Origin of the sequence: Legionella sp. km535 (genome assembly GCF_003990085.1) — a bacterium.
GTDB lineage: Bacteria > Pseudomonadota > Gammaproteobacteria > Legionellales > Legionellaceae > Legionella > Legionella moravica.
Window position 1 is genome coordinate 150,374 of sequence record NZ_RZGU01000001.1, and the last position, 13,881, is coordinate 164,254.

A 13,881-nucleotide genomic window follows, 5' to 3' on the forward strand; every position below is an offset into this window, starting at 1 on the left:
TTGTTTAGCCAAGGTGTTTTTTGTATTTGGGTTGAAATAGTCATTCATTGAATGAATTGAATTCGATAATGTATGAATTAAAAATAGTAGCATGGACAGTGACTTTAATGGATGTAAAATTCAGAAAAAATAGTGTAAAGATGCCCTTACCAGGTAAGGGCTAAATCGATTATTTCTTATTTAAACAGACTACAAAATTTAGAGTAGCAATCATCATCCTCGTTATCACTGTCACTGTCAGAATCCATACTGGATTGAGCTAGGGTTGCAGATCGAGACAACTCCGGAGTTCTTTTTCTTAAAACACTCTGAAATACTGTGTTGGGATTGCTTGAAGTTGATGAGGCAGGTTCAGATACAGTTACCTCAACAGAGGATTGTTGAGCTGGTGACGGTTCTTGTTTTGGGACTATAGAGGCTGCAATCAAGCGGAAGGAGCTGGACTGATCGTGAGCAGCTCCATTGATCATTTCAAGTTTGCGATTTATTTCAGAGAGCGTTTTGGAATCCAGCAAGGACAATTTTTTGCCTATGTTGTGCTCATGGTCTTTTAACAAGATTGGGAATAACATTGAAAACTCAAGGCAGGCATCAACACTAAAATCACGGCTAGTGAAAAACTGTTCTGGCTTATCACCTAAAAGGAAATCGATGTTACGACGCAGAGTAAAGGCTGATCTTACTTTGGTTGTAAATTCACCAGTTGTCGGAGCCAGATTTTGGATGCTTCGAGAAATAATATGATGTTGTTCTCTAGGGGCATGCAAGGCAAGCTTTGCTGCTATAGTTGATTCATTCTGTTCAATAACTTTGAATAAGCCTGGAAATTCCTGGAATGAGTCTATACTGTCCTCCGAGCGGCTGAAAAATTCACCGGGATTATCACCCAGAAGGAAATGATCGATATCTCGTTTTAGCGCAAAAGCCTGATTTATTTTGGAAGCAAACAGTGTATCGGAGAATATTTCTTCCACATTCTGAGCAACCTGGTCATGGGATTCGCTTGGGGTTGTCAGGGCTAGCCGCTCCGCTATAGCTGTTTCATTGTTATCGAGAACCTGTAAGGCTAAGTCTCTATAAGTGTTAAACAATTTTTTATCAAATTCTTTATTTAAAAGCAAAAGATGGGGATTTTTATTTCTTTTATCCAATAAGGCATGAATGCGATTTTTTACTTCATAGGCTTCGGCTAATACCGAATGGAAGGTTTGACCGTCTGCATGCGGTACTCTTGCCGCTTCAATGGCACGACCAAAGCTTTTTAATTCACCTTCAGGGCATTCTAAAACCATGCGGGTAGCCAACTCTTTTTTTTGTTCAGCCGACAATTGATCCAATCCTGCCCGGTGTGTCGCTAGGGCATCTCCAGTACCAAGATCTTTATAGGGGTTTTGTAACTCTTGAATTTCTTCTACCGTGTATCCCATGTAAATCTCCTTATATGCTCAGCTAGCGCTGATGTTTTTGTGAGGGGTAATCAAGCGAGACTCTATATTAGCGGATTCAATTTGCGCTGTCATGAAATTAAACTAAAGTTTTATTTACAGCTGTCGAATAAGTAATTAGATATTCGTTTTTGCCTTTAAAAACTACAATAACAACAAGGAGTAGGCAATGTCTAAAAATCATATGTTACAAGATCCCTTCCTGAATGAATTGCGTAAGGAAAAGGTCCCTGTATCTGTATTTCTGGTCAATGGAATTAAATTGCATGGCGTGGTGGATTCGTTCGATCAATACGTCGTCATGTTAAAAAACTCCATCACTCAAATGGTGTACAAACATGCCATATCCACAGTTGTGCCCTCTCGTATGGTGAAAATACCTACAGACGAGGCCTCTGGTGAGGACGAAGGAACTGTGGCAGACTAAGCTACTTTTAATTATTGGAATGAGCTGTGTTTGAACGTCCGCAAGGTGGTGAACGAGCGATATTGGTACAATTAGCGCTTCCAGGCGTTGATGCTGAAAAAGCCCTGGCTGAATTTGAAGAGCTGGCTCTTTCAGCACAAGCTGAGATTCTTGATTGTGTCCTGGGTACTCGTGCTACTCCTGATGCTAAATATTATTTGGGTAAAGGAAAAGCGGAAGAGATTAGTCAGTTAGTCAAAGCGCTTGATGCAGAGCTGGTTCTGGTAAATCATGAGTTATCTCCTTCACAGGAACGAAACCTTGAGCGGTTATTCGAATGTCGTGTTGTCGATAGAAGCGGATTGATTCTCGATATTTTTGCCCAGCGAGCCAGGACTTTTGAAGGTAAATTGCAAGTTGAACTGGCCCAGTTACAACATTTATCTACTCGTCTTGTTCGCGGTTGGACTCATTTGGAGCGTCAAAAGGGAGGTATTGGTCTGCGTGGCCCCGGTGAAACACAATTAGAAACAGACCGCCGTTTATTACGAGAACGCATTCGATACATTAATAAACGCCTTGAAAAAGTACGCTGCAGCCGTGATCAAAATCGTCAGGCCCGAAAAAAAGCAGATATGGCTACTGTGTCATTGGTGGGCTATACCAATGCCGGTAAATCCACATTATTTAATGCGTTGACTGGTGAAAATATTTATGCAGCAAATCAATTATTTGCTACCTTGGATCCTACGATGCGCAAATTGGAACTGCCTGGTTCTTTGCCAGTGATTCTGGCAGATACTGTAGGTTTTATTCGTGATTTGCCCCACCATCTCGTCGAAGCTTTTCGTGCAACTTTAGAGGAAACACAGCAGGCTAATCTATTAATACACGTCATTGATATTTCCGATCCTCACTGGCGGGACACGGTTTTTGCGGTTCAAAAGGTGTTGGATGAAATTGGTGTAAGCGATATTCCTGTCATTCAGGTTTTTAATAAAATTGATTTACAGGAAGGATGGGTACCTAAAATTGATTGCAACGAAGGCTCTTGTAAAGTATGGCTCTCCGCAGTAACAGGACAGGGTCTTGAGTTGCTAAAAGAAGCTATAGCGGCTCAATTGCATGGAGCTGTTCTTATTGAAGACATCATTTTAAATAGTGCTCAGGCTAAACTGCGCGCTCAATTGTATCAATTGGGGGCTGTATTGTCCGAATCGATCAATGAAGAAGGTGACTGGCAATTGAAAATCAGAATTACTGCGGATCAAAAACAACGTCTTTTACATCATTCATAGTGCCTATACAATTAATGGCCAGTCATAAAGCGAAAAAATTGAGTAAGAAATTGATTTTTCGTCATTTTAAATAATAAACGATCCTCCTGTTAATGTTCGCATAATAATCATTTCCTATAATGACCAATATTAGAACATATTTAATTTATGATATTCAGGATATAAAATGACTCCATTATTCCCAAGCGATGTTACTCCAATCACCATAATTCAAGGCCAGACGGGTGATTGTTATCTGTTAACAGCGCTCGATTGCATTCTGAATTCCGGAGATGAAGGATTACAATTAGTAAAATCTTTGTTTACTGAAACAGAAGATGGGGTATATCTGAGAATTAAGCGTACTGAAATCCATGCTACTTCTAACAATTTTAATCCCGATAAAATGAAGGATAAGTACATACATCATTTTGATCCCCTAACTAATGAAGACGTCTTCTTTATGGATAAGGCCCGATTAAAAGCTATTGATGAAGCGCGGGGTGGGGTGCAGACTAACGCCTTGGCTCTAAAAATTTTAGAACGGATTAGCTCTTATTATTATACAAGTGAGTGGTCAAATGAGGATCTTCTTGCCAGTATTGTGGCGCATAATATTCGAGCCCGTCATAGCACATCTTCTACAGAGTTTGTGGGCAAATTTATTGGAGTTGAGGCCCATGACACCAGAAATCTGGGTGAAATTATCAAGTTAAAGATGATTAATCCGGCACAACCCGTTTATATCAGTATGTCCTATGGTCGACCGGACCAACACGGGATCATACACAGTCGTCATGCTTTAAGAATTGACAGGGTGACTAAAAAAAGCGATGGCACTTATGATTTTGTGCTCATTAATCCTCATGATAATACAAAGCGAGAGACGTTTAATCTGGATGATATAAAAAAAAGAAATTATCGATTCAGTGTCTATAATACGAATGCACAAAATCACGAGCTGACCAAGGTGTTACTCATATGTCCAACTGCAGTGGGGCATTATGTTTTTCAAAATCCGCAGCTTCATCAGTTGTTGATTAATCAACAGGCTCGTGGGCCATTAAATAAGGATATTGTTAATTATTTTTATAATGTGTATCGCAGTATTCCTTATTTTGAATCCCTCTTAAATAAGCTATCTTCAGATGATGTAAACACTCTTTTGGATAGTATTCTGCTATCGCAAGGAGATAAGGATAAATTTATCAATTTATTCATTCAAATGATACCGCGTTTGGAATTACTCTCTATTATATACACCCGGGATAGTTCTCTGGATTTTAAGGCCATTGCTCAATTGATAGGTGATAGAAGTTCAGAATCATTAGTGCGCCAAGAATTGAAAAACCCTGAGTTTTTGAAGCGGGTTATAGAAGTTGCTTGTCGTGAAAAAAGTCTAGAGGTAGGATGTACCATGGCTCAGGCTCGAAATCTTTTAGAGGTTGGCCTGGTTCAGCATTACTTAAAGCCCTCCGATAATGCTTTATCTCGAAGCGGGGGGTTACGGACATTATTTTATAAGCAGTTATTTAATCAGGAAGACATCTTCCATTTATTTGGTTCCAATAAATTTTCTGAGAAGACGGTATTTGCTTATATTTATTTGAATGGACGTGTTGACGAACTATTAGTTGATGCCTTGAGACAGATGGATCACAGCATCATTGATGATCAGTTTCTAAATGAGCTGCTCCAGGATTTGAATTATAAAAATCCACAACAATTATTTGATTCATTTTTTGCCTTAAGTACCGTCAACCCTGCCCTGGCCAAAACCTTGAGTACCATGGCCAGTGCACGAATTGAGGAATTATTCAAAATTTCCCTGAAGGACTTTAATGCGTTACTAAATGCCCAACCTCATACTGATTTTCACCGCTGGTTTGGTTCAACACAAGCCCCAATGGATGAGAATGCAGCACAGAGTATTATCGATGGCTGGATTAAGAGGATTTCTGAATATCCCTTCGATTTTGATTCATGTCATTCTACACAAGATATTGAACATCAAATCCAGCTGTTGGTAAGGCAAGTGGAGGAGTTAATCGTAGCGAAACCTGAGCTTGAAGAAGCCATTCATATCTTAGGCAATACGGATGGCTATCATCCAGGCTTGAGGCATGCGCTGGAACATAAAATACAGCAGATTAGAAACACTGGTGCTCTCAAAGAAGAGGCGCTTACAGCAGATATTCGGGTTATGGAGTCTTACATCATTGCGATTAAAGGCTATTCGATATCTTTTAAAGAAGTCACTCAGGAACAAGATGTTGCTCCATATTTGCAGGTTTTGCAAGCCGGTCTTGACCGTCTGGTTTATAGTAAAGCGGATTTAGCTGCAGCAAAACTCTCTTTGGGTTTGTTTCATCCCTTCGTAATGCGGTTTGGTGATGCGTTGGATCAAAAAGAGAGTGAAATGCAACGGCTTGCCCAGGAGAAATATCAATATTTTGCTTCTGCAAAAAAAGCGATTGCCAATCAGGTCGATCGAATTAATGCGTTACAAATATATTTTGCCCCAGGCCAATCATCAGAGGAGTTGGTTAGAACGACTGATATCTTATTGAAAGCACTGGACGAATGTGCAGCATCAACAGATGAGTTGCGGCGAGCACAACATGTCTTGGGTATTTCTGGCGAAGTACATCCCGAAATCAAAAAGGCTCTTGAAGATAAACGGCAAGCAATTTATAGCGCTGCAGCCAAAGAAAAAAAGATTCAGTATTCTCTAGAGATCATTTCACGTTATGAACAAAAAATTAATGTACTTACAGTGAATTTTGGCCAATTAGAAAATGAAAAAGACGTGGCTCAAGCCGTTGGAGTATCCTTGAATCAACTAACCGCAATTATCCAACATAAAAGTGATTTACAAACAGCACGAGAGACTCTGGGGTATTCGGGCCGTCATCATCCCCGAATTCAGTTAGCGCTGGATAAGAAAAAACAGGAAATTCATCAGTGTGCCAACCAGCGTCTTGACGATTTACGCAAGGCTAATGAAGTAATTCGGTCTTGTGCACAGCATATTAGAGGATTACCTGTAGAGTTTTCAGGGATCACTACTCTAGAAGGTGTTGATAATCAAGTTATATCAATACTCGCTAAATTGGACGAGATAACTCAAAATCGAGCTGATTTAGTTGCTGCTCATCAGACTTTGGGTTTACGTCAACTTCACCACGTGATCTCCGATGCAGAAAAAGGAAAGAGAGAATCCGTAGTAGCTTCTGCCGATCATGCCAAAGAGCAAATAAATTCTTATCTTGACGCTCAAAAAATCCTGGTGCAGATTAATTTTTCAGAGCATTTGGAAAAAATCAGGTCTTTAAAAGAACGATTAGAAGAAGTTGCAAAAACGAATAAGAATTATGAAAGCGCAGCTCAAAAGGCTGCTGTGTTTTATACAAGAATAGAGTATGCGAAACAGGGATTTCTCAACTCGGGATTGCCCATTCAATTGAACCTGAAGGATTTTCAGAGGGAGTGCGTAGACGCCGTTTCTGATGCATTAATCGTTTTAAGTGTTCATAGAGGCTGGAAACAGACTTTGGTTAATTTTCTTAGTGATGCACTTTCAGTACTTTCTTTGGGTGTTGCTAATTTGATGACCGGTCAAGCAAGGTTCTTCAAGACAAAGACTCAATCTGAGGCTGTTATTCAGGATTTCTCGGAAACAATAAGCCGCATAAAAGTTGGAGGCGGAACCTGAAATTGAGAGAGCCAGTTCAGCTTTGGTTCTCCATCATCACTTTATTTAATGAGTTGACTGATTGTCCACCGTATAAAGTTTTTACTAATTGTCCTTTAGGATTGAAGATAAAGGTTACTGGTACTCCTGATATATCTCCAAGACGCAGATCGGTTGCGGGATCGTTAAGTAAACTGGGATAGTTGATATTGAAGCGTCGTATCAAATTTTTTTGTTCGAACAAAGGCAAGGCATCAAAATTTACTGCATATAAGGCAATCGGATTGTTTTTGTGTTGCTGATAAAAACGGTTAAATTCAGGTATTTCATCCAGGCAGGTTTGGCACCAGCCAGCCCAGTAGTTTATGAATACCCATTTACCTTTAAGCTTTGAAAATGGGGTACTCTGGCCTTGAAGGTCTTTAAGGATTACTTCCGCATAGCCAGGAGCGACGGAGATCATTAATAAAACAGTAGAGAATAGGACTTTAATTAGAAAGTTCATAATTACCTCATGGATATTGGAAGTTATTCTATCATATTATTTGAATTTGTTTATTGAATAAAAATCCCCATAGCACGGCTGTCCCATTAAAAATATGACGTCTTTCCGAGCGTAGCGAGGAATCTCCTGCAAGGTTGCACGATCCCATTAAAATGCGGCTATTAAAATCATATCAGTCGAAATGATATAAAAATCCAGGTACATCTTCTGATGACATCATTAAATTCCTTGTAAAAAAAAAGAGTTTAAAAGGTAATGATAATTAATGCATTAATTCAGATTGTGCCAATTTGCAGGAGATTCCTCGCTACGCTCGGAAAGACGTCATATTTTTAATGGGACAGCCGTGAGCCCCATAGGGTGTGCAGTCTATTTTGCTTTCTTGCGACGTGTTCCTGAACCTTCAGCATATCATTAAAAACCAGTTCAGCTCTACTTATCGAATTCCCGCGGCTTCGACCCTGTCTCTTGCACGCAAATCTGACTTTTCTCCAAGATTCTATATTTGTGACCAAGAGTCAGGGCTGTGACCGCCGGAATTTGAAGGATGAATCTGGATTACATATCGACCGAAATCCTATGGCTTGCGGGACGTCGAATTCGATAGTGTCAACACACTTTAGATTGCCAAGGTCACATTTTCCTGTGTTTCCGGAATTTCCCCGGGCTTCTCCATGCGCTTCATTTTTAAAACACTGTATTTCTTTAGGCCGTCCAGCGCGTCCATCCTGTCTTTTAAATTATCCCACTCGAACGCTTTAGTTCTCCAGTCAAGAACGCTTCTATCCTGTTCTGGAGTACAGCTGCTCTCAGCTATCGGCTGCCGTTGCGGTTGTCTATTGTGTTCGTCTAACATAATTTCAATTTTTTTAATTGCTGAAACGGGTTGTACTTGTCCTTCGTAGAGAGAGGGAAACAGGCGAAGTTTGGTTACCAGTTTGAATGCCTCCCATTTACTGGTTAATTCAACGTAGCCATGTTCTAAAGGGTTTTCCCGTAATGCTTCATATTCAGTTGGTGATATAATATGAATTGTATTGAGTTTTTTACGGTAAAAGACTTTATCCCCGCTTAATACAATCAGCGGTTGATGTTGTCTGGAGTTAAAATCAACATCAGGCAAGTGTTCAAGACCACCAAAATTTTGGTGTTTAGGAACAGGGGCGCCATGTAACACGTCATTAATATCTTGTAAGGACTTAGTCATTCCGTCAATGCATGCTTTACGATTGTGTTGATCCAGACAGGAATTAATTGTTCCATCGCCACGAGCGCGCGTTGGCGCTTCATTCTCATTAGGCGTTGGATCATAGGGTCTAATGGTAAACACGCCTATACGATTTATTTCATCGTGCAGGTTGTTGGCCAAAATGCTTCCCCAGGTTCCAAAGCGATCTTGCAATATTTTGCGCAGGTCGCCAATCATGGCCATATGACCGGTAGCAAAATGATCGGTATAGTAATGAAATGTAAAAAACTCCATTGACAGTGCCTGAGCATGATATCGATGTGCCAGATCAAATAATGTTTTGTGGGGCGGTGTAATTTTATTAGAGGAAAAAGAATTTTTTATTGATTGAAAATCAGGATTTTCAGATTGATATGCCGTGTCTTTTGCCCATTGTTTCAATTCATAGGCCAGGTGAGCGTACCTTAACGCAATAGAATGACCTAAAACATAGACCCTTAAAGACCAGGGGGTAAAGTGAGTCTGATTTCGAGTCAGCATTTCTCCATAATTTTTAACCCGAAAAACATACATCAGTTGTTTCATATAAAAATCAAGGGTCGGGGAGAATGGGATGTAGTTGCTGTTGGTGATGGTATAAATGGTATCAATTTGTTTACGAGAGACATCCGGTGAGGCCAGGTTATTGTAAGCCTTAATTAAGGCTGCTTCCTCCTTGGGCTTGATTTTTTTGTGGATGAGGTATTGACCTAGATCAATTGAGGATTTAAATCGATCGCATTGAGGTAAATCCAAATCCATAGTCCAATTTGCCTCAGTAAAAAAATCTCCTGCCATGGCGATGATTTCACCAGCCGACACTTCCAGCTTCATGGGCTCAGGCAAGTTGTTGTCACTAAAGCGTTGCAAACGAAGATGCAGCACGCCAGAGTCGTCAATCCTTAAATAGGGATTGTTTTCTGTATTTTCCAGTCTTAATGCATTGCCCAGTTCAGTATGTTCATTTGTATCCATGACGGTTTCCTTTCGTTCCTTGATTCATTTTTTAGAATAGCTTTGTTTTCAAAAGTCTGCCATCAAGCGGAGCTTTTAAAGGGCAAGGAACGCGATTGATGACAGGATTGATAGGAAGGGAATGTATTTTCAAAGATGCCAGTAAGAGCAGACTGAATATAGGGTAGTAATAATTTCGAATTTTATTATGGTTTTAATTATTAAATCACTTTGCTTTTATTGAATACCCGTGCGTTTTAATTGATCGGCACTGCATTTTTTAAATCATGTCTCTTTTCTTAAGTAAACAACAATAATGGATGTCCTGTCGATTCATGTTCCTTTGAAAAAGCAATATATTGGTCTAGAATTAGTCAATATGATTTTTTTGTTGCCCGAAGGTCCTATTATGGCTTTTTTAAAAAGGATGATTCTGATTTTGCTCTTTCCAATTGGCTCTGTGAACTCAGCTCACTATCTTACAACAAGTGAAATAAAAACTCTTCTTTCTGGCCATTCTTCAGTTTTTTTCGGTAACCACGGTGGGGTTAAATTTACAGGGTATGGATGCTGGAATAAAAACGGCTCCATTTATGGATACACTTATATACTTGGAAAAAAAAGAAATTGGACAGGAACCTGGTATATTAAAAACAATCAATATTGTCGTACTCTTAACGCCTATGGGAAATCTCAATTCAGATGTCTTCGAGTGCAACAAATTAATACAAACACCATACGCTTTATAAAATCAGATGGTTCCATCAGCAGTACCTCCAAACTGCAATAAACGTTTACTAACGAACAGGAGTAGCTCCACAATCAGATGGCTGATGATTTGTTTTTAAGCCACTGTCCTAATAGAGAATTCATGATGGTACGAGCCGTCCTTAATGAATCAGAGTCAGAGGAGTCAGGACTGTGTAAATCCTCACAATGTGCTGCGCCTTCTATTATCTGGTAAGTCAATTTAAGATTCACTGCGTTACCGTTTAATTCAGAGAGAGACAATATTGACCAGGGATCATTATCGCCATTGGTAAAATAAATGTTGGACACCAGATCATCCATTAAAGGGAAATAAAATGATTTATTAAGTTTGGCGGTGTTAGCCGGTTTACTTAAACCAAACAAACGTTGGCAAATAGTTCGATGATATTCCAGATTGATTAAAGACGATCGTGCCGATAGCCAATAATCTGGGTTGGCATTTTGCCAATAACCGTATTCGGTACAGGATTGATAGTACCATTGTCGCGTACCCACTCCCTTTTTATAATCATCGGGGTTTTCACTCATCGCTCCCTGGGCTGTAATTTCTACCGCAGAAACATCCATGTCTTTGTAGAGTTTTTTGGCAAAATCAGAATAGCCGATAAGAGGCGTTGAACTGGTGGATAAAGCCTGACAAAATGAATTTCTCATTCCGTATTGAATTGCAGCGGCGCCCGTATCCGCAATTAGATACAAGAAATCAACCGGATCGCGAACTTCCGTTGCTTCAAATAAACGTTTCATCTCCTGTAATTTATGGTCATCGCTTAATGTTGCTTCTACTTCACGAACTACAGAGCGTATCTGTTCTGCACATTCAGGCCCAGCTACTTTAGCAACATGAGCATCGTATTCATAAAAATCCTCTTTGGCCATTACCGGAGCGGATGAAGCAAGGGACCCGGCAATCAAATAAGGGTATTTTAATCGATAGTAAGCCGATAATGATCCGGGATAAGACCCTCCGAAGGCTATCCAGGTTCCCGTCCAGTTCCGTTCTTTGCTCATTTGACGCTGGAAATAAGCTAAATCGTCCAAAGCAGCTTCAGTAGATAAAAAGCGCAGATCTTCTGCTGAAAAGGTGTTTCGAGGCAGGCTTTCTCCATAATAGCGATGTTCCAGGGCAATCATTTTGGCATGATGTTTTTTTGCATAAGTCCTTATCGCGCCATTCAATGCTCTAGGAGTACATGCGGACTCACCGCAAATATAGAAAAATACAGGGTCAGTCGCTTTAGGGCCATAGGTTTCATCGACATAATAGCGCTGAGCAAAAGTGCCCAATTCAGGATGATTGTGATCGAGGCGTTGCATGAATCTTGATGTTTTTATGGAGTTGCTTGCCAATAAAGGTTGCTGATTTTCCTGATGTTTTTGCAAAAAAAGCTCAAGAGGTCCGGCATAACTAAGGGACAGGCAGGATACTAATCCCAATCCAATAAGAGCAGCGCTTTTAATATAATTCATCACTTTGTTCATCCTTGATTACATCACTGATACCATCATCTGGTCATCTCAGCGGATCATATGTCATTTATTGCAGGAATAATGGTATTGCTTATTCAGAATTAAAGAAAGAGTAATGTGATGAGACGATTGTATTTTTTTATGAGGCCTTATTTTATTTCAATCCAAAGGCAGTCCCGGTTTGAAGAATCAAGCTGACTGGAAGAAAATATTGCATCATGTTTACTTTTGTGACATTATGAGAGGGTTTTTGATTTTTGGACTCTACCCATGTTAAAAAAAATCGCTCTTTGTGCCATGTTTTTGTCCTCCTCTTCTCTTGTTGCTGCCACTGAAGTGGATTTGTACCAGGCGCCTCTTAACCGTTTAAATCAATTTCCCTTAACTCAGGACGCTTCGAAAACAACTCGAGCATTAAATTCCTCCCCTAAAAATAATTCTTTGCAACAAATGAATCAAACTAAAGAGGATAATGAGGTCATAACGCGCTACCAACAAATGTACAAAGGCATACCAGTGATCGGTGCCCAGATCATGATAACCAAAACTGGCAAGCAGGTTGGAATCTCCAAGGACAATGCCGAAGTGAACGGACATTTACTGGAAGACATTCAAATTGATATAAAGCCCGCCATCAGCAGTCAACAGGCATTGGAATTAGCTAAAAAATCCTATTTTAATGTTAATCCCCAAGCGGATACCCAACAGGAAAAAACTGAATTACAAATCAGACCAGGCGAGAATGATGAGTTAACGCTGGTGTATTTGGTTTCTTTTAAAAGCATTCAAAAAGATGGCAAGCCGAGTTGGCCTTTCTTTGTCATTGATGCGAAAACCGGGGCTTTCGTGAGCCAATGGAATAATATTAAAACCTATCTGGACAGCGGCCCAGGTGGCAATGAAAAAGTTCATGAGTACTGGTACGGAAAAGATGGTTTGCCAGGACTGGAGGTTACTCAACGGGGTAATCAATGTGTGATGGATAATGCCAAAGTGAAGTTAGTTAATCTGTATTCCGAATGGGATTGGGATAATATGATTAACACGCCTTTTCAATATACCTGCAACAATAATGTAGAAGAAAATATTAACGGTGCCTTTTCTCCAAGTAATGACGCCTACTTTTTTGGACACACTATTGTCAATATGTACCGGGATTGGTACGGTCTAAATGCGCTGCAACAGCCCGATGGTAGACCCATGAAATTAGTGATGCGTGTCCATTTTGGTACACAATTTGACAATGCCTTTTGGGATGGGCAGGCCATGTCTTTTGGGGATGGCGAGGACTTTTATCCTCTGGTTTCTCTCGATGTTGCAGGTCATGAAGTAACACATGGGTTTACCGAACAACATTCAGGTCTTGAATACCATGATCAGTCCGGCGCTTTGAATGAATCCATGTCCGATATGGCTGGACAGGCATCTCGTGCTTATTTGCTAGAACAAAATCCCCTTATGTACAATAAAGCATATTTACAACCGAATGAAATAACCTGGGGCATTGGTGAGACTGTAGTCCGCGAAGCTTTTGGAAAAGCACTGAGATTTATGGATTATCCTTCTTCTGACGGCAGCTCTGCTGATTGTCTTGATAAAAATCTTGCTCAAAGCAAAGGGGCATATTGTGCAATTAGTTATGATGAGCTGATTGCTTTCGCAGAATCAAATTTTAGCGATCCTCAATATCGTCAAAATTACATAGTCCATACAGCGAGTGGCGTGTTTAATAAAGCATTTTATTTACTCTCCAAAGATTTGGGAATCAAAAAAGCCTATCATTTAATGGTCATTGCCAATATGAAATATTGGACTCCTGCAACGGATTTTATATCTGGAGCCTGCGGCGTCGTTTATGCGGGTAGGGAGCTCGGTGTGGATTCAGGTGTGATTCAATCTGCTTTTGGTCAGGTTGGAATTGATACTTCAAATTGTGCTGTATAACATGTGTTGACCCTTAATTGGCTTTATTGGATTGAGGGTTTACTGCATTTTGAATCAATCAATGTATCTGCATGATGCACTCAGAATTTTTTTTGCGCTAAATGTTGTTTGCTGAGCATGGAAATTAGTATATAATCACCATGCTGGGAATTACCCTGAAATTTGACTGGATTAAAATTTTAAGCGG

General features: G+C 40.0%; 9 protein-coding genes. 5 read left to right on the forward strand and 4 right to left on the reverse strand.

The window, feature by feature from the left end:
- Positions 1-176: 176 nt before the first annotated feature.
- Positions 177-1,427, reverse strand: a complete 1,251-nt coding sequence (locus tag ELY21_RS00685) for a hypothetical protein (RefSeq protein ID WP_127105927.1) — start codon at positions 1,425-1,427, stop codon at positions 177-179.
- A 187-nt stretch (positions 1,428-1,614) separates the two neighbouring features.
- On the opposite strand from ELY21_RS00685, the gene hfq reads away from it, so the two are divergent.
- The 3 genes from hfq to ELY21_RS00700 all read left to right on the forward strand — a co-directional run bounded on the left by hfq (position 1,615) and on the right by ELY21_RS00700 (position 6,843).
- Positions 1,615-1,872 carry an RNA chaperone Hfq gene (gene hfq, locus ELY21_RS00690; protein WP_127105929.1) on the forward strand — a complete coding sequence of 86 codons (258 nt, stop codon included), beginning with the start codon at positions 1,615-1,617 and terminating at the stop codon, positions 1,870-1,872.
- Positions 1,873-1,898: 26 nt separating this feature from the next.
- Positions 1,899-3,149 carry a ribosome rescue GTPase HflX gene (gene hflX / locus ELY21_RS00695; protein WP_127105931.1) on the forward strand — a complete coding sequence of 417 codons (1,251 nt, stop codon included), beginning with the start codon at positions 1,899-1,901 and terminating at the stop codon, positions 3,147-3,149.
- 166 nt (positions 3,150-3,315) lie between these two features.
- Positions 3,316-6,843 carry a hypothetical protein gene (locus ELY21_RS00700; RefSeq protein ID WP_127105933.1) on the forward strand — a complete coding sequence of 1,176 codons (3,528 nt, stop codon included), beginning with the start codon at positions 3,316-3,318 and terminating at the stop codon, positions 6,841-6,843.
- Between the two features lie 16 nt (positions 6,844-6,859).
- On the opposite strand, the gene ELY21_RS00705 is transcribed toward ELY21_RS00700, so the two are convergent.
- Entirely contained in the window at positions 6,860-7,285 is a 426-nt protein-coding gene (locus ELY21_RS00705; RefSeq protein ID WP_370272418.1) for a TlpA disulfide reductase family protein, read from the reverse strand.
- 661 nt (positions 7,286-7,946) lie between these two features.
- Complete coding sequence (locus tag ELY21_RS00710; RefSeq protein WP_127105937.1) at positions 7,947-9,530, reverse strand: type IV secretion protein Dot; 1,584 nt, start codon at positions 9,528-9,530, stop codon at positions 7,947-7,949.
- A gap of 388 nt (positions 9,531-9,918) precedes the next feature.
- On the opposite strand from ELY21_RS00710, the gene ELY21_RS00715 reads away from it, so the two are divergent.
- A complete protein-coding gene (locus ELY21_RS00715) occupies positions 9,919-10,299 on the forward strand; it encodes a hypothetical protein (protein ID WP_127105939.1) in 381 nt (126 codons plus the stop codon).
- A gap of 32 nt (positions 10,300-10,331) precedes the next feature.
- Here the strand turns inward: ELY21_RS00715 and ELY21_RS00720 are convergent, their stop codons facing one another.
- Positions 10,332-11,750 carry a S28 family serine protease gene (locus ELY21_RS00720; protein ID WP_127106178.1) on the reverse strand — a complete coding sequence of 473 codons (1,419 nt, stop codon included), beginning with the start codon at positions 11,748-11,750 and terminating at the stop codon, positions 10,332-10,334.
- A 270-nt stretch (positions 11,751-12,020) separates the two neighbouring features.
- Here ELY21_RS00720 and ELY21_RS00725 point away from each other — a divergent pair, with 270 nt between their 5' ends.
- Complete coding sequence (locus ELY21_RS00725) at positions 12,021-13,694, forward strand: M4 family metallopeptidase (protein ID WP_127105941.1); 1,674 nt, start codon at positions 12,021-12,023, stop codon at positions 13,692-13,694.
- The last annotated feature ends 187 nt before the right edge of the window (positions 13,695-13,881 follow it).